This window comes from Paenibacillus sp. EB106-05-06-XG162 (assembly GCF_058791655.1).
This window is the reverse complement of record NZ_JBYTDT010000002.1, coordinates 191,061-208,435: the sequence shown is the minus strand read 5'-3', so window position 1 is coordinate 208,435 and position 17,375 is coordinate 191,061. Positions and strand designations below refer to the sequence as shown.

General features: G+C 48.9%; 13 protein-coding genes. 4 read left to right on the top strand and 9 right to left on the bottom strand.

Annotated elements, in window-relative coordinates; translation table 11 throughout:
* Positions 1–2: 2 nt before the first annotated feature.
* Together AC3WU2_RS06790 and pdxR are read right to left on the bottom strand one after the other, a co-directional pair.
* The gene (locus tag AC3WU2_RS06790; protein ID WP_492452574.1) at positions 3–917 is read right to left on the bottom strand and encodes a D-alanine--D-alanine ligase; all 915 of its coding nucleotides are present in this window, start codon (positions 915–917) and stop codon (positions 3–5) included.
* Between the two features lie 6 nt (positions 918–923).
* Entirely contained in the window at positions 924–2,402 is a 1,479-nt protein-coding gene (pdxR, locus tag AC3WU2_RS06785; protein ID WP_492452572.1) for a MocR-like pyridoxine biosynthesis transcription factor PdxR, read from the bottom strand.
* Between the two features lie 428 nt (positions 2,403–2,830).
* Between pdxR and helD the strand changes: the two genes are divergently transcribed.
* Positions 2,831–5,200, top strand: a complete 2,370-nt coding sequence (helD, locus tag AC3WU2_RS06780; RefSeq protein ID WP_492452570.1) for an RNA polymerase recycling motor HelD — start codon at positions 2,831–2,833, stop codon at positions 5,198–5,200.
* Positions 5,201–5,698: 498 nt separating this feature from the next.
* Positions 5,699–6,385 (top strand): hypothetical protein, encoded by a 687-nt coding sequence (locus tag AC3WU2_RS06775; protein WP_492452568.1) that lies wholly within the window; start codon positions 5,699–5,701, stop codon positions 6,383–6,385.
* A 487-nt stretch (positions 6,386–6,872) separates the two neighbouring features.
* Here AC3WU2_RS06775 and AC3WU2_RS06770 read toward each other — a convergent pair whose 3' ends face one another.
* A complete protein-coding gene (locus AC3WU2_RS06770) occupies positions 6,873–7,397 on the bottom strand; it encodes a putative ABC transporter permease (protein WP_492452566.1) in 525 nt (174 codons plus the stop codon).
* A gap of 167 nt (positions 7,398–7,564) precedes the next feature.
* Between AC3WU2_RS06770 and AC3WU2_RS06765 the strand changes: the two genes are divergently transcribed.
* Positions 7,565–9,715, top strand: coding sequence for a YhgE/Pip domain-containing protein (locus AC3WU2_RS06765; RefSeq protein WP_492452564.1), 2,151 nt, complete (start codon positions 7,565–7,567; stop codon positions 9,713–9,715).
* Between the two features lie 103 nt (positions 9,716–9,818).
* Here the strand turns inward: AC3WU2_RS06765 and AC3WU2_RS06760 are convergent, their stop codons facing one another.
* Both AC3WU2_RS06760 and pepT read right to left on the bottom strand, forming a co-directional pair.
* Entirely contained in the window at positions 9,819–10,196 is a 378-nt protein-coding gene (locus AC3WU2_RS06760) for a hypothetical protein (protein WP_492452562.1), read from the bottom strand.
* 57 nt (positions 10,197–10,253) lie between these two features.
* On the bottom strand, positions 10,254–11,510 hold the full coding sequence (gene pepT / locus AC3WU2_RS06755) for a peptidase T (protein WP_492452560.1): 1,257 nt from the start codon (positions 11,508–11,510) through the stop codon (positions 10,254–10,256).
* A 154-nt stretch (positions 11,511–11,664) separates the two neighbouring features.
* On the opposite strand from pepT, the gene AC3WU2_RS06750 reads away from it, so the two are divergent.
* Complete coding sequence (locus AC3WU2_RS06750) at positions 11,665–11,835, top strand: hypothetical protein (RefSeq protein ID WP_492452558.1); 171 nt, start codon at positions 11,665–11,667, stop codon at positions 11,833–11,835.
* Here AC3WU2_RS06750 and AC3WU2_RS06745 read toward each other — a convergent pair whose 3' ends face one another.
* The 4 genes from AC3WU2_RS06745 to AC3WU2_RS06730 form a co-directional block, all read right to left on the bottom strand.
* A complete protein-coding gene (locus AC3WU2_RS06745) occupies positions 11,836–12,795 on the bottom strand; it encodes an SDR family NAD(P)-dependent oxidoreductase (protein ID WP_492452556.1) in 960 nt (319 codons plus the stop codon).
* Positions 12,796–12,929: 134 nt separating this feature from the next.
* A complete protein-coding gene (locus AC3WU2_RS06740) occupies positions 12,930–13,451 on the bottom strand; it encodes a TetR/AcrR family transcriptional regulator (protein ID WP_492452554.1) in 522 nt (173 codons plus the stop codon).
* Between the two features lie 176 nt (positions 13,452–13,627).
* Positions 13,628–15,493, bottom strand: coding sequence for an ABC transporter ATP-binding protein (locus AC3WU2_RS06735; RefSeq protein ID WP_492452552.1), 1,866 nt, complete (start codon positions 15,491–15,493; stop codon positions 13,628–13,630).
* Positions 15,490–17,217, bottom strand: coding sequence for an ABC transporter ATP-binding protein (locus AC3WU2_RS06730; RefSeq protein ID WP_492452550.1), 1,728 nt, complete (start codon positions 17,215–17,217; stop codon positions 15,490–15,492). The genes AC3WU2_RS06735 and AC3WU2_RS06730 overlap by 4 nt, the downstream gene beginning before the upstream one ends.
* Between the last annotated feature and the right edge of the window lie 158 nt (positions 17,218–17,375).

Sequence of the window (17,375 nt, the reverse complement as noted above, 5' to 3'; positions counted from 1 at the left end):
TCCTACTCCTTTCTATCTCTTTGTACCAAAGAATATTTCATAATAAGCTCTAATAGCTCAGGGAATGAAATATTGGCTGCTGCCGCGCTTTTGGGTAGCAAGCTGTTCTTCGTCAGGCCAGGCAGCGTATTCACTTCAAGAATATAAGGGAAGCCGTCTTTCACAATCATGTCGATGCGAGCGTACACGCTGCATCTTAGTGCCCGATAACAAGACAGCGCTGCAGCCTCAACCCGCTCATGAACCTCTTGCGGCAGTTGAATGACTCGTTCGTCAGCCCCGCCGTCCTCGTATTTAGATGTATAGTCAAAAAAAGTTCCTGCATTGGCTCGAATAGAGATGACTGGAAGCAGCTCACCGTTCAATATGGAACAAGTAATTTCCTCTCCTGCAAGGAACTGCTCGATCATTACAGAGTCATCCCATTCCAGAGCGGCCTGCACAGCTGCCGATAGTGCTCCGGGATGCTCGACAATCTGAATGCCAATGCTGGAGCCTCCCGAATTCGGCTTCACGACCACCGGATACCCTAGACGATCAACATCTGCTGCTTCCAGCTCCTCCATATGGCTCACTTGGACCGACTCCCCGGTGTGAAGCCCCTCACAGCGCATTAATTTCTTGGACATCTCCTTATCCATGCATACGCCGCTAGCTAGGACACCGCTTCCCGTATAAGGAATACCGAGCGATTCCAACGTTGCCTGGACCGTTCCGTCCTCCCCGTATTTCCCATGAAGGGCGAGCAAAGCAATATCCAGCCCTGCTGTTTTGTCAATCAGATCCCGCTTGCCGTTGATCTCAATTGGATATACCTCATGTTTATCTTTGTCGAGGTTAGCCATCATTTCTTGCCCTGTAAGGAGTGAAATCTCCCGTTCCGAGGATAGCCCTCCCATAATTACGCCGATCTTCACATGCCTTCATCCTCTCGCTTGTCTAATTGCTCCAGCTGTCTCGCCTATGATTCGAATACCTTTTACAATGTCCTCATCCGTTACCCTGGAGAAGCCTAGACGCATCGTATGACTGCCTTGACCCCTGCCATTGACGTAGAATATATCACCTGGCGTGAACACCACACCCTTTTCCGTACATGCCTCTAACAGTTCCCTAGCCTGGAAGGACGGTTCGAACTCGATGAACAAATGCAGGCCCCCATCTCCAGATAATCGAGCAAATGGAATATACGTATTGCAGCAGTGCAAGGCGAGCTCGTATTTTCTTTTGTATTCCGCCCGCGCACGCTTCAAATACTTTTCGAAGTTGCCATTATGAAGATACTGATACAGCAAAGACTGGTCTAGCGTAGAGGTATGAATGCTGCGCGCCCGCTTCACGCTCTCCAAGTAGCTGACCAATACTTTGTCTGCCAGCACCCAACCAACCCTCAGGCCGGGAAATAGTATTTTGGAGAAGCTGCCTATATAAATGACATTATTGCTCTTGCCGACGCTTGCGATCAATGGCGCCACATGGGAACCTGAGTACCTGAGCTCCTCATTGAAGCCATCCTCAATAATAGGAACTTGGCTCCTGCCTAATAACCGAATAGCCTCCACTCGCTTTTCTGGAGACATGACAATCCCCGTCGGATTATGGTAAGAGGGAACCAGATAAGCCAGATCGAAGCGCTGTGCTGTCAGCTCCCGCTCCAACTGCTCCAGATTCATTCCGTCCGGTTCCATCTGGATACCTGTGATGGCGAACTGATGGAGCCTCATATTTTTAAGCGCAGTATGATGGGTCGGATTCTCGCAGATGGCATGGCCGCTGGACTTCCCAAGGCCGGTCAGCACAAGGTCAAAGCCTTCGGTGAAACCATCGGTAATGAGAATATCTTTACCCGTCAGATCAACACCTTTGTTCTCCATATACCGCAGCAGATAGTCAATGAGCGGCTTGTAGCCCTTGGCGTACCCGTAGTTGAGAAGCACTTCCCCCTCAATCGACATCCGATCAAGGAACGCCCGCTTCACATTATTCAGATCGAACAGCTTCTCATCCGGAGCGATGCTCGTGAATAGAATTGAACCCTTTTCTGCCCGTATGCCATGCTTCATCAGGTCCTCCTGCTCAGCCAATCGCGCATAATCATTGATGCGCTGGCTCCAATCCAGCTGATGCCCTGCTTCCTCGCCTGCCGGAGTCTTAGCCTCTCCTGATGAAGAAGCCACGTAATTGCCCTTGCCCTTCAGCGCGTAGATGAAGCCCTCCTCCTCCAGATCGGAGTATGCGGTCAAGACCGTGTTGCGGCTAACATTCATTAATACGCTCAGTTCTCGTGTGGACGGGAGCTTCTGGTTCGCCTGCAACGCACCTTTTAGTATTAGACGCTTCATATAATCCTTGACCTGAATATACACAGGCCGATTATCCGCGAACTTGAAATCAGAATACATCCCCACACCTCCTATCCCCATCATGTCATAATTGCCGATACAGCAAAAGAACCACAGCAGACGACTTTCGATGCGTGTGTGGCTCCCCTGTTTCATCTCCTTCACAATCGGGTACCTATAGATAACCAGCATTCTAACCCAAGCAATTGTAAATTAGGAGGATTAATCCATGAACTATATAATAAATATAAATAAAAAATGAGTCACGCAAAGAGAATTATACTCTTTGCGTGACTCATCCTAACAATACAAGGTCTCACAAAATATAGGTTGAACTAAAAAAACCCCCATGTTACAATGGAGAGCAACGTTTTATTTTTATGAAATTATGTTCCGTTCACAGTCTTTTCTAAATTAATTATAGCATAGCGAATTAGGGACTGTCAACATGGGATTTCAACAATTATAGAACCAAAGGAGTGAATCGAATGGGTACAGCAGAGCAAGATTGGCAGCAGCAGGAACAAGACCGTGTCCAGCAGGTCGTCACCGAAATCGATCAACGAATCGCGAAGCTGCAGGAGCAGGTGCTGCACGCCAAGGACGAAATCGTCGACATTCGCAAAAATTTCTGGGATGATGTCACGGTCAATTTCGAGGATTCCGCGGAAGCGGCGGAGACGTTTGCGAGCATGAAGCAGCAAGCTGAGGTGCTCTTCGAACGAGAATCGACGCACCGTCATGCACGCGAGCAGCTTAAGACACTGACGAAGCTGCAGCAATCGCCTTATTTTGGACGCATTGACTTTACCGAGGACGGTGATCCTCACACGGAGAAGATCTATCTCGGCATTGCTTCCCTGCTCGATTCCAGCGGTGAACAATATCTGATCTATGATTGGCGCGCTCCTGTCTCCAGTCTGTATTACGACTACCCTCCGGGTCCTGCGGAATATGAGACACCGAGCGGTACAATCCGCGGCGTTATGGATCTAAAAAGGCAATTCATTATTCGAAATGGTACGATCCGCAGTCTATTCGATACCGGTGTAACGATCGGAGACGAACTGCTGCAAGAGGTACTCGGTAAACATGCTGACAATCAGATGAAGACGATTGTCGCGACGATACAACAGGAGCAGAATCGGATTATCCGTAATGAGCGGAGCCGGCTTCTCGTCGTACAGGGTGCTGCCGGGAGCGGCAAGACCTCCGCTGCTCTGCAACGTGTCGCATATTTGTTATACCGGTACCGGAACACGCTGAGCAGTGAGCAGATCGTGCTATTCTCACCGAATCCGCTGTTCAACAGCTATGTCTCAACCGTCCTACCGGAGCTTGGCGAGAATAATATGCAGCAGACGACGTTCCAGCAATATCTGGAGAAACGTCTATCAGGGTCCTTCCAGATTGAAGATCCATTCGAACAATTGGAATATACACTAAATGCTACCGATGCCCCGCAGGATCAAGCGCGTCTCGCAAGCATTCGATATAAGACATCGGCCTCCTATATGACATTCATCGAGCAATATGCCGATGGTTTGAAGCAAGCTGGCATGAAGTTCAAACCGATCCGATTCCGCGGGCGGGAACTCATCTCCGCCGAATCGATTGCAGATCAATTCTATGCACTCGACCATTCCATGCGCATTCCGAATCGGATGAAGCTCGTCGCAGAGTCTCTGCTCCGTGAGTTAACGCAGCTGATGAAACGAGAGAAGAAGAAACGCTGGGTCGAAGAAGCCATTGAATTACTTGATAAAGACGCCTATGCCGAGGCCTTCGAACGCTTGCGCCAGAAAAAGCAGTACACGGCGGAATCCTTCGATGATTATGATCGGGAACGTGACGCGCTTGCGACTATGATCGTTCAAGATCGGTTTAAGAAGCTGCGCCGGCACGTGAAGCTGCTCCATTTCATTGACATTCCTGCCGTCTATCGCCAGATATTCCGTGACGAACAATGGGTTGGTCGTCTGAAAGCGAGTAATGATGGTATCTCTTCAGCACAGTGGGATCTCATCTGTGAGCATACGTTAGCGGGGCTCGAAGAATCTAAGCTCTCATATGAAGATGCGACGCCGTATTTATATCTAAAGGAATTGCTGCAAGGCTTCCACGCGAATACTTCGATTCGTCATGTATTTATTGATGAAGCGCAGGACTATTCGCCGTTCCAATTCGCCTTCTTGAAACAGCTGTTCCCGTTCGCGAAGATTACGGCGCTTGGCGATCTCAATCAGACGATCTATACGCATGCCGCGGATGCAGGGGGCTTCGCCTCGCTGATGGCGTTGTTCGAGCCCGAGCATACCGAGACGCATGTGCTGAAGCGCAGCTATCGTTCAACACGTCCGATTGCCGAGTTCACGCAGGGCATGATCCCTGGTGGCGAGCAGATCGAGCCGTTCAATCGTGACGGCCGCTTGCCGACACTAACCTATGCTGCAGGCGTAGAAGATCTTGCAGATCACATCATCGGACGAATTGCTGCACTTCAAGCGGAAGGCTTGAATAGCATCGCCATCATCGGCAAGACCGTGGCGGAATGCCAAGAAGCTTACGATACGCTACATGCGCATACGCCGCTTCGCCTGATTGACAAAGAGACGGCGGCCTTCGAAGGTGGGACTGTCGTCATCCCTTCCTACCTTGCCAAAGGCATGGAATTCGACGCTGTTATTCTATACAACGCCTCGGCTGCACAATATGCGCATGAGCGTGAACGGAAGCTGTTCTACACAGCGTGTACACGAGCGATGCATGAGCTTCATCTCTATGCAATTGGGGATGTGAGTCCATTTGTTGCTGAGGTGGATGCATCAACGTATGTGGTGGAGAAGGCGAACATGTAGGTCCTTAACTAGCAGCCATACTGGCAATTGCATAGAATTCATGGTGGGGGCATCACTTTCGCCTACCCGTTGAAGTGGTGCTGGGGGATTTGAACTTACCGAAAAGGTACTGAACATCAGCGTCGATGGATCTGGACCCTATCCCCTGCGCCAACTCGCATCATACAATTCTGCTGTGTGGTCTATGTTGTATTTCATACAGGATAGAAGTCGAAATTCATGCATATGGCTACCTATCATGTATTCCTGCATTATAGAGTCAGGAATGAGTCGTATTTCTAAGGAAATCACTCAAAGTTACTGCAGGAATCCACGATAGATGATCTCAGTGGTCGCATATGGCACAAATTAATGCAAAATTCCATGATAGACACACAGCACAAGTGCCCATCTCGCATTTAGGCTGGACTGCGCTTCATCCACCCAGTAAAATATAAACAGACGAAGAACGTCCATAGCCGGAAGGCAGATGGACGTTCTTTTTTTGTATGCATTTCCATGAAGGAGGCGAATGAGTCGAGCTTATTTGAACAAGCGCACCAAGCATTTCTGCGCCAACACATTGAAAATCGCACAGGTGAACGGAAAGGGAGATTAATCCGCGGGCATCAATATGCCGAGAAGCTGGTGCTCCAGAATATATGGTGGCCGCTCTTCGGGAATTTCGATCATTTGCATCCAGAATACGAAGTCTATGATTGGAAGCGTAAGTCGCATTTTCTTGACTTTGCCTTTATCACCCCGTTTGGACGATTCGGTATTGAATGCGACGGCTACCAGAGTCATGTCAAAGATATGGATCGCGAGAGATTTAGCTACGCTCTGAACCGTGACACATTTCTCACGGGATTAGGATGGCGGATGATCCACTTCTCATTCGACGATGTGCAGCAGCACCCGGAGATTTGCCGCACATTGCTGCAGCTTGCGATCGGACCCTATTCACTGCGCAACAACCCGATCGATAAGGTAACCAGAGTAGAGAAAGAAATTCTCCACCTCGCATGGCAGCTCGGTAGACCCATTCGACCTAAGGACGTGAGTCATGCTTGGGGGTTTGATTATCGCACCTCGCGCAAGCACCTTCAATCGCTCACCGATAAAGGATTGCTATCGCCCTCCTCCAGAGGTCAAACCATACGTTATTATGAAATACAAGAAAGTGCGCTAGAGCAACTCCTATAGTAGGAGGGGCTTGTCCTCTTCCTGCTCTCCCCTATTTTAACTATCTTAGGTTAGCCCTTCTTGTTGAAACAGCGAGTTTCAAGCCTACTGCGCTATCTAGCGCCATCCTATCCTGTATTTCATACAGGATAGGAACTTATTTTCATCTAAAGTTCCGTCTATCCTGGATTCTTGCAGTAACTTTTGCTATAACACGCCAATAACGAACAGAATCGGCACCCTATCCTACTATAATCCAACATAGCAGTACAACAGGGACATTTCAGTCCAAAGTTAGTGCGAAACTCCATGATAGGCTCACTAGTGCACACATTTCGCACCTCGCGCAATTCCCAGCGCGTGGTGTAGTGTTGCATGACGGCGGTCGGTAGACAACTGAGCTAATCACCTATCGCATCCGGCATTCGGCCAGCACCTTTGTATCCTAACCCTTACCTGAGCACACTCCAGCTAACAGATACGCATATCACAAGCACCCTACACGTCACTACACCGGCTGATGCCCACGCACCGCTCGACTGCGATTCCGCACAGTCACAACAAAATCTGCCAGCAAGATTAGCGCGAACATTGGCCAGAGTGTACCCCACACAACCGATACATACGAATACAGCGTTTGAAATAATGGATGCAGCACGACAACCACAGCCAGCGACAAGAGCACCCAACAAATCGAAAACGACACACAAATATGTCCTTGCAGCTGCAGCGGCAGATGTCTGTAGTCCCAGTAACGCTGATGAAACAATCGCTCCAGCAGCACGCCACTCGCATATTCGATCACTGTAGGAATGATGAGGCATAGCAGCAGCAAGAAGCCCCAATGTGTCGATTCATTCATCGAATACACAATAAGCACTGGCGCGAATCCATACATTGGTTTCAACGGGCCATAGAGGAACCCCTCCTTGAAGAACACCCCTGCCGTCACCCAACTATACACATTCTCTAGTAACCATCCACCAAAGGCATAGCCGATAAAATAAAAGAATATCTCCGCAACATTCACCATCTGAACGCACACCGTCACTCTCTATCATTAAAGTTAGTTTAGTATGTGATGTTTTTCCAAAAATATCCTTTCAGCGAACTGATTTCCTACATCATGCATAAAGCCCACCCGTAAGATTTAAACTGAACTCATGAGAAATGATGCCATACATGGAAAACGGGGGACTTATGCGCCGAATATTTCTAATCTACGGAACAGATTTGCGTCATATATGCACGAATTGGGCAGCGGGTGTGATGATTTTGGGGCTCATTATATTACCCTCGCTCTACGCTTGGTTCAATATTGAAGCCTCCTGGGACCCTTATGGGAACACCAAGGGAATTAAGGTGGCCGTCTCCAATGATGATCAAGGCGCTACGATCATGGACAAGCCCATCAACATTGGTGAAGAAGTCATCGCCTCCTTACGAGAGAATCATCAGATTGGGTGGGAATTCGTCGATACGAAGAAAGCCATTTCCGGTACGGAGCATGGCGATTACTATGCGAGCATCATCATCCCCAAATCGTTCTCCGCCCGCATTGCCACCGTCCTATCCAAGGAGCCGATCAAAGCGGAGATTGACTATTACGTTAATGAAAAGATCAATGCCATCGCACCCAAAATCACATCAAGCGGCGCATCCTCCATCATTCAAGAGGTTAGCTCCAACTTCGTGAAAGAAGCGAACAAAGCGATCTTCAAGAAATTCAATGAAATTGGCGTCAAGCTCCATAAAGAGCTTCCCACGATTGAGAAGGTGCGCGACCTTGTCTTTAAAGTCGAGAAGGGCTTCCCTGAATTGGAGCGCGTCTTGAAAGTTGCGCTCAAGGACGTCGAGACCGCGCAGAGCATTGTCAAAGAATCGCAGCACAGTCTGCCGATCCTCGCCGATGTAGCGCAGAAAGGCAAACAGTTCAGCCAGAATGTGAGCGAACTGCTTGATTATAGTCAGAAAGGCATTGAAGCGGCTGCTCCTTTTGTCAAACAAGACCTCAGTTCTCTACTGCAAGCTGCGCTAGCGACAAAAGATTTAACCGGCGTACTGAAAGATACTACGTCAGACCCTTCAACCGTCAATCTAGCGCTTCAGCACGCTGCATCCCGTCTCGATGGGGCCGCTCGTCTGGCAAGCGGTGCGCAATCCTGGTTCGAACAGTTGAACCAAATCTCCCGTGGCAAGCTATTCAACAGAACGATCGGTCGGCTCCAGCGCATCCATGATAATTTCGGAAAACAAGCCTCGACCGTTAAAGAAATTCAATCCGCTGTTAGTCGTGGGGAAGCCGTATCCGATACGTTACTCAATCGGTTGAACACCTTGTCTGATGAGGCAGCCACAGATCTACGCGATCTAATCGATCGTTTCGATACCGAGATTACTCCGAACATCGTGAACACCGTGAAACAAGCCAAACAATCGACCGATCAGATTCATACAATACTGGGGCAAGCAACCGCACGTTTGCCGGATATTGAGAAACTGCTCAATGATGCAAATAAAGGACTCACCTTCGGTAATCAAGGGATTAAGGTCGTCACCGCCGATCTACCGATGATTAAATCCAAGATCACCCAAATTGCGAATACAATTCGAGACTTCGAGAAGAATGGCAATATTGAAGAAATTATCGATCTGCTGCAGAACAATTTCGAGAAGGAGAGCTCCTTCTTCGCGAAGCCTGTCGTGCTGAAAGAGAACAAGCTTTTCCCCATTCCGAATTACGGCTCAGGGATGTCGCCCTTCTTCACCACGTTATCTCTCTGGGTTGGTGCGCTGCTGCTCGTCTCGTTGCTCTCCGTCGAGGTACACCATGAAGGCGTCGAATTCCGTGGCTATCAAATCTATTTCGGTCGATACTTAACCTTCATGACCATCGCGATTCTACAATCGTTGATCGACACGCTCGGGGATATTTACCTCCTCGGCGTCTTCGTTCGCGAGAAGCTGTGGTTCGTGCTGTTCGGGGTGTTCCTCAGCATCATTTTCATGCTGATCGTCTATACCCTGGTCTCCATCTTCGGCAATGTCGGCAAGGCGATGTCGATTGTCCTGCTCGTCTTGCAATTAGCTGGGGCAGGTGGCACCTTCCCTATTCAAGTCACGCCGCATTTCTTCCAAGTGATCCATCCGTTCCTCCCGTTCACCTATGCGATCAGCATGATGCGCGAGGCGACTGGCGGCATTCTCTGGGATATCGTCCAGATGGATTTCTGGATGCTGCTGATCTTTGCTGGGATTGCACTTGTCCTGGGTCTTGCATTGAAAACGCCAATTAATAAGATCAGCGCAGGCATGGTTCAGAAGGCGAAGAAGAGCAAGTTGATCCACTAACGAAAATAACCCCACAACGTGTTGCTTTCAACATGAATAACGTGAAATAAGGCTGCCGCATCGCGAAAATAACTCTTCGCCTGCGGCAGCCTTTTTTAACATATCACGATCTTTTCTCTGGGAGTTTCCATCCGAATTTCTCCGTATTGAATAATCGAACCCACTTCCCGTCTTGCTCGACCGCAATCGCATCCTCGGTACTGACTTGATCGATCGAATAGATTCGAGTGCCCACGATGAAAGCATTTGAAAAAACGCCTTCATCCGTGCTCGCCAGCTCATCCAATGCGTACGTTTCTACAACTCCAATGGGCTCTCCAATATGCTCTACTACCTCATCGGTAAGTCGGTAGGTCATATCATGCCAACGGATAAATTCAAAAGCCCATGAATTCGAGATGGACTCCGGCTCTGGCTCTGCCTGCTTGCCGCAGCCAACACCCCATAACAGGATGACTATCGTGAGAACGATTAGTGACAACTCACTCTTTCCCCAACGGATATCTATCCCCCCACACAAATGAACGGGTCCCTTGATCTATTGCTTATCTGCTTGTTGCTCGAACCGCTGAATAATATCAACGATCACTTCTGTCGCTTTAATCATATTGTCTGCGGACACATATTCGAATTTCCCGTGGAAGTTCTCGCCGCCTGCGAAAATGTTGGGTGTCGGCAATCCCATATAGGATAGCTGCGAGCCGTCTGTACCTCCGCGAATTGGAATGACGATCGGTGTGATCCCGAGCGACTCCATCGCTTGATGGGCAATATCTACGATATGTTTCACGGGCTCGATTTTATTCCGCATGTTGTAGTATTGGTCGCGCATCTCAAGAATCACGTTGTCCGCACCATACTTGTCTTGGAATTCGCTCACGATCTCCGCCAGCTTTTCTTTTTTCGCCTCAAATTGCTCGGTATCGAAATCCCGTATAATATAGCTCAATTTGGACTGTTCCACATCGCCTTGGAAGGAGCTGAGATGGTAGAAGCCTTCGTAGCCTTCCGTATGTTCTGGCGCCTGCTCCTTCGGCAGCTGAGCATGGATATCCATTGCGATTTTGGCAGAATTGATCATTTTCCCTTTGGCCGTACCGGGGTGGACATTCGAGCCTTTAACCGTAATCTTCGCCGCTGCTGCATTGAAGCTCTCATATTCCAGCTCGCCTAGTGGGCCGCCGTCCATCGTATACGCATAGGTCGCGCCAAAGGCTGCGACGTCAAATTTATCCGGACCTCTGCCGATTTCTTCATCTGGTGTGAAGGCAACCCGAACCTTACCGCGCTTAATTTCAGGATGCTGGATCAGATACGCCATCGCTGTCATAATCTCTGCAATGCCGGCTTTATCATCGGCGCCAAGTAGGGTTGTCCCATCCGTCGTAATCAGCGTGTGTCCGTGGTAGTTGCCCAGTTCCGGGAACTTGGCCGGCGAGAGGATAACATTCAGCTCTTTGTTCAAGACAATGTCCCCGCCCTCATAGCTCTCGATAATCTGCGGATTGACACCAGCACCTGTAAAATCTGTTGCCGTATCCACATGAGCCAGGAACCCAATCGTCGTCACATCGTGATCCGAGTTCGAAGGGAGTGTTGCCATGACATAACCGTTCTCGTCGATCGTCACGTCCTCCATACCAATTCGCTTCAATTCATCGATCAGCTGGTTCGCAAGCGTAAGCTGCCCAGGCGTCGAAGGACATGTCGTGCTATCCTCATTTGACTGGGTGTCGACTTTCACATAAGAAATAAACCGTTCCATCATCTCGGACTTTAAATGTGCTAAATTCATTATGTATCGATCTCCTCTCAATTCATTACACAAACTCCAAACCTTACTATCCTTATCATACCACTTCTTGGGAGCGTTAATCTTCTAGGGAACCTTTTCGAACCTTTATTGGTCTTACCTATGAAAATACACCGAACGAGGAGGTGCTCGTGAATTGAACGATCGGGAAATGTTCGAGACTTACAAAGAACAAGTCTATCGACTCTGTAGGCACATGCTGAATCATCCATCTGATGCCGAGGATGTCTGCCATCATGTCAAAAAAGGCTGCCCGCAGCAGCCTTTCCATCGTAACCAGTATTATCTATTAGTGATTAATCAATAACTAAATTCGAGACTTTTGCAATGTGCGAACGGTATCCGCAATTCCCTTCTCAAAAGCAGTCGCCCGTATCGGCCCGATCCACTTCGCATATTTCTCTCCACTGAGCACAAGCGGCTCTTCGGTCAAATATAACATCTCCACGACTTCCTTCATGACAGGTACGGAGATACCGAGCAAAGACAGTCCCATTCTTCCTAGTGGAATGACCGGTTTGGTACTTCCGCTGGCCTGCCGGGCGATTCGCACGATTTCCTTGCCTGAGATTAAACCTGCACCGGGAATATGCCAATTCTGGCTATAAGCATGGTCCCTGCTAGCAAGCTCTGCAATCATATAAGCCGCGTCAGGTAAATATACAAACTCCCTCGGGATATGCATATTGCCGATGAAAAACGCCATTTTACCTGCCGAGATCGCTTCGAGTGTAGAGCCCAGATAGGAAGCCTCGTTCGCCGATGGGCCATAATAATCCGGCAAGCGGACGATCATCACCTGCGCCCGACTCCAGCGCTTCTCGAACAGCATCTTCTCATAAGCGAGTCTGATCTTTCCCTTCTTCGTATGCGGCTGCTTCGGATGCTCTTCGGTTGCACGAGCCATCTGTCTTCTTCCAAACGGATAGATGCCGTCGATCACGACGACCTTGATACCCATCTGATTCGCTGCCTCCATCACCGATTCGCCAAGCGGAATCAGCTTGCTTACCATCTCGTGATACGGCACATTCGCGCAATGGAACAGGACGTCTGCATCTTCTGAAGCGGAGACAATACGCTCTGGCTGAAAAGCATCCCCTACAGCTAACGCGAGATGCGCTGGATGACCTAACCTAGCCTGAAGTTGATCCAGCTTCTGCTGGGATCGTCCAAAGGCTATCGTCTGAATCCCTCGTGTGACCAGCTCCTCTACAATGGCAGCACCTGTTCCTCCTGTTGCCCCTATTACAATTGCTTTTTTCATTGGAATCACCTCATTTTAATTTTGTGATTGATCAATCACTAACTTCTGTTGAAATCAATATATCACGCTATAATCGATTAATCAATACATTTATTGATTGGTCAATCACTAATTTTCGAAGAGGACATTCCTCCTCAAAATTCCTTCAGCTCCGGCATGGCCAGCGCGACCGAAATATTGCACAATAATCCTCGTGCGAGGAATAGCATCGTCCGCTCCTCGGCATTCGCAATACCCGCTGCACGGAAGGCTTCGAGCACCATTTGGCACACTTCTCCATATCCATTGCGCATCGCTTCTTGGATGGACGCTTCCCGGATCGTCTGAGCCTGCATCTGCAGAAGAACTTCATTCTGATATGTCGCTAAGATCTCCTCATAGGCCTCAATTAGTCCGCTCTCCAGTTGTTCCGGCACAGCAGACTCTACAACTTTACGGAAGGAATCAACCACTCTCGCCCACGATACCTCCAGTGCAGTCAGCAGCAAAGCTTCCTTCGTTGCAAAAAATTTAAATATATACGGCTGCGATATTTGGGCCCGCTCCGCAACCTGTGCCGTCGTTGCACGGTAGTATCCGATCTCAGCGAATACCGCGATCGCCGCCGATATAATGTCTGATTTGCGATTAACCATCGTCGTCTCGTTCTTTGCCATTCGATTCCGCTCCTTTCATGAGTAAGTGATTCATCAATTAATAAAATTAAACACAGTATAAACGAAAAAAAGTACCGAAGCAACGCGCGAGCGTTCTCGATACTTTTTTTCGTGGTATACGGGGAGGACTTCTTCGTTCTCGAAGAGTCCCTCCTTACCACTCGCGATCCGTCGGTCTAGCCGATCGACTTGCCCGTAAACTGACTGTTGTACAGATCCGCATAGAACCCGCCCTGCGCGATCAGTTCATCATGGTTCCCTTGTTCAATAACGGTACCATGATTCATCACTAGAATAAGATCTGCATCGCGAATCGTCGACAGACGATGGGCAATTACGAAGCTCGTGCGGCCATTCATCAATTCCTTCATCGCTCGTTGAATATAGACTTCCGTCCGCGTATCCACACTGCTCGTCGCTTCGTCCAGGATCAGAATCGCTGGATCGGCGAGGATAGCCCGCGCAATCGTGAGAAGCTGTTTCTGCCCTTGCGAAATATTCGATGCCTCTTCATTCAGCACCGTATTGTATCCGTCCGGCAGCGTACGAATGAAGAAATCCGCATGCGCTGCTTTTGCCGCACGAATGATCTCATGCTCGGACGCACCTTCTCGACCGTAAGCAATATTGTCGCGGATTGTCCCGTTGAACAGCCACGTATCCTGCAGCACCATTCCGAACATACCGCGCAGATCGCCACGTTTCATATCCCGAATATCCACACCGTCGATCGTGATCTTGCCATCATTGATTTCATAGAAGCGCATGAGCAAGTTGATGAGCGTCGTCTTCCCTGCGCCCGTCGGACCTACAATCGCAATCGTCTGCCCTGGCAACACATCGATGTTCATGTCTTCGATCAGTACTTCATCAGCCTTATAACCGAATTTCACATGCTCAAATTTCACGAAACCTTTCGGTTCATTAACAAGCGTTGGCTTCGCCACTTCCGGCACCTCTTCTTCTTCATCCAGCACCTCGAATACCCGCTCCGCCGAAGCAATCGTCGACTGGATAATATTCGCGATATTCGCCGTCTGAGCAATCGGTTGTCCGAATTGTCTAGCATATTGAATGAAGGCCTGAATATCCCCGATTTCGATGGATTTCTTCGTCACCAGCACCCCGCCGACCACGCAGACCAGCACATAACCAATGTTCGTGATAAAGCTCATCAGCGGCATGATAATCCCGGAAATAAATTGAGCGCGCCATCCTGAACGGTACAACCCCTCGTTTATTTCCTCAAATTTCGCTAAAGACTTCTCTTCGCGTCCGAAAGCTTTGACAATGCGATGCCCAGTGTACATTTCTTCAACGTGACCGTTGAGTTCACCCAGCGATTTCTGCTGTCCTGCAAAATAGACCTGTGACCGCTTCGCGATCATGATCGTTACCAAGAAGCTGAGCGGCAGCGTAATGACCGTAATCAGCGTCAGCAGCGGACTAATCGTCAGCATCATCACAATGACCCCAATAATCGTAATGATCGATGTGATGAGCTGCGTCAAACTTTGCTGCAGCGTTGTACTAATATTATCGATATCATTCGTAACCCGGCTTAGAATCTCACCATGCGTGCGACCATCAAAATATTTGAGCGGCAGCCGCGCTAACTTATCATTCACTTGTGCCCGCATATCAAATACGATTTTCTGCGACACACCCGCCATAATATATTGCTGCAAATAGGAGAACGCAGCACTCACAATATAAAGGCCTGCCAAGATGAGTAGAATGTCCCCGATATATGTGAAATCAATTGAAGCACCCGGTACGTGGTTTAATTTTCCCATCAGTCCTTCGAACAATTTGGTCGTTGCATTCCCCATGATTTTCGGGCTGACAATGCTGAAGACCGTACTCAGGATCGCCGTGATCAATACCGCAATCAACTGATATTTACGCGGAGCCATATATCCTATCAATCGTTTTAATGTGCCTTTGAAATTTTTGGCTTTCTGTACGGGCATACCCATGCCCATACCGCCACCCATCGGGCCGCGTCCGCCATGCTTCTGGCCTCGAGTTTCCTTACTCATGCGATCTCCTCCTCTGACAGCTGTGAGGATACAATTTCACGATAGACATCCGACGTATCCAAGAGCTCACGATGCGTACCGATGCCTGCAATGCGTCCTTCTTCAAGCACAATAATCTGGTCGGCATCCATGACTGTACTGACCCGCTGAGCCACGATAAGTACCGTCGACTCCGTGGTCTCCCCACGAAGCGCAGCCCGTAACTTCGCATCGGTCTTGAAGTCTAACGCGGAGAAACTGTCATCGAACAAATAAATCTCTGGTCTACGAACCAGTGCGCGTGCAATTGCAAGCCGTTGTTTCTGACCGCCCGATACGTTCGTCCCGCCCTGTGCAATCAAGGAATCGTAACCATCGGTCATCTCACCTATAAAATCACTCGCTTGTGCAATAGCAGCGGCATGCCGCACCTCTTCATCCGTCGCATCCTCTTTTCCGTAACGAATGTTCTCAGCAATGGTTCCTGTGAAGAGCACGGCTTTCTGCGGCACAAATCCGATCTTCGAACGCAGCTCGCTTTGAGTCAGTTGCTTCACATCTACCCCATCGATCACCACAGCCCCGCTATCGACATCATAGAACCGCGGCATGAGACTTAGCAGCGTTGATTTCCCTGAACCTGTTCCGCCAATGATCGCAGTTACTTGTCCTGGAGCTGCACGGAAAGTAAGATTCGATAACGCTGGCTGCTCGGCCCCTGGGTAACTGAATGTGACATCATTAAATTCGATATATCCACGACGTCCATCGGTGCTTCTACCTTGCGCAGGATCTTCGATCTCCGGCTTCATATCGAGCACTTCATTAATCCGTGCTGCCGATGCCGAAGCGCGTGGTATCAAGACGAACATCATCGATACCATCAATAGCGAGAACATAATCTGCATCGCATATTGCAGGAACGCCATCAAATCGCCGACTGCCATATGCCCCGTGTCGATACGTCTGCTTCCGAACCAGATAATTGCAATCGACGAGAAGTTCATGACAATCATCATGACTGGCATCAGAAAAGCCATGATCCGATTGACACGGATCGCCGTATTCGTTAAGTCCGCGTTCGCATCGCGGAAGCGTTCCTTCTCAAAGTTGATCCGGTTGAAAGAACGAATAACCCGAATCCCTGTCAATCCTTCACGCAGTACAAGGTTCAAGCGGTCGAGCTTCTTCTGCATCGCTTTGAACAAGGGAATCCCGCGACTCGCAACTGCGAAGATGGCTAGGGCTAAGATTGGAATAACTACGGCGAGCACCCAAGTTAAATGCGCATCTTTGGAAATGGCCATAATCAGCCCCCCGATACACATCATCGGCGCCATCACCATCATACGCAGAATCATCACGAGCACCGTCTGTACTTGCGTAATATCATTGGTCGTCCGCGTAATAAGCGAAGCCGTACCAATTTTGTCGAACTCCTGCAATGAGAAATTCTCGACATGCTTAAACACTCTGCTGCGCAGCTGACGGCCATACCCCGACGCAACGCGCGCCGATAAATAACTAGCCGCAATCGCACATAAACCTCCGCCCGCAGCAACGAGCAGCATGAATCCGCCTATGCTCATAATGTAATTCGTATCGCCTTTAACAATACCCGTATCCACAATGTCCGCCATCAAGGTTGGCAGGTACAATTCAGATAGAGACTGCAGGAACACGAGCATCAGTACAAACACAATGGGAAGCCAGAACGGCTTCAGAAATCGAAACAACTTGAGCATGCATGGTCATCTCCTAAATCCACAATATTTCGTTATTCTATTTATTAGATGGTCTAATTATATACACGTAAATATTTTCATGTCAACCAACAATCCCACACACTTATTTGGAAATAAATTGGACATGAAGATTTGAAAAATATTATTTAGGTTGTATA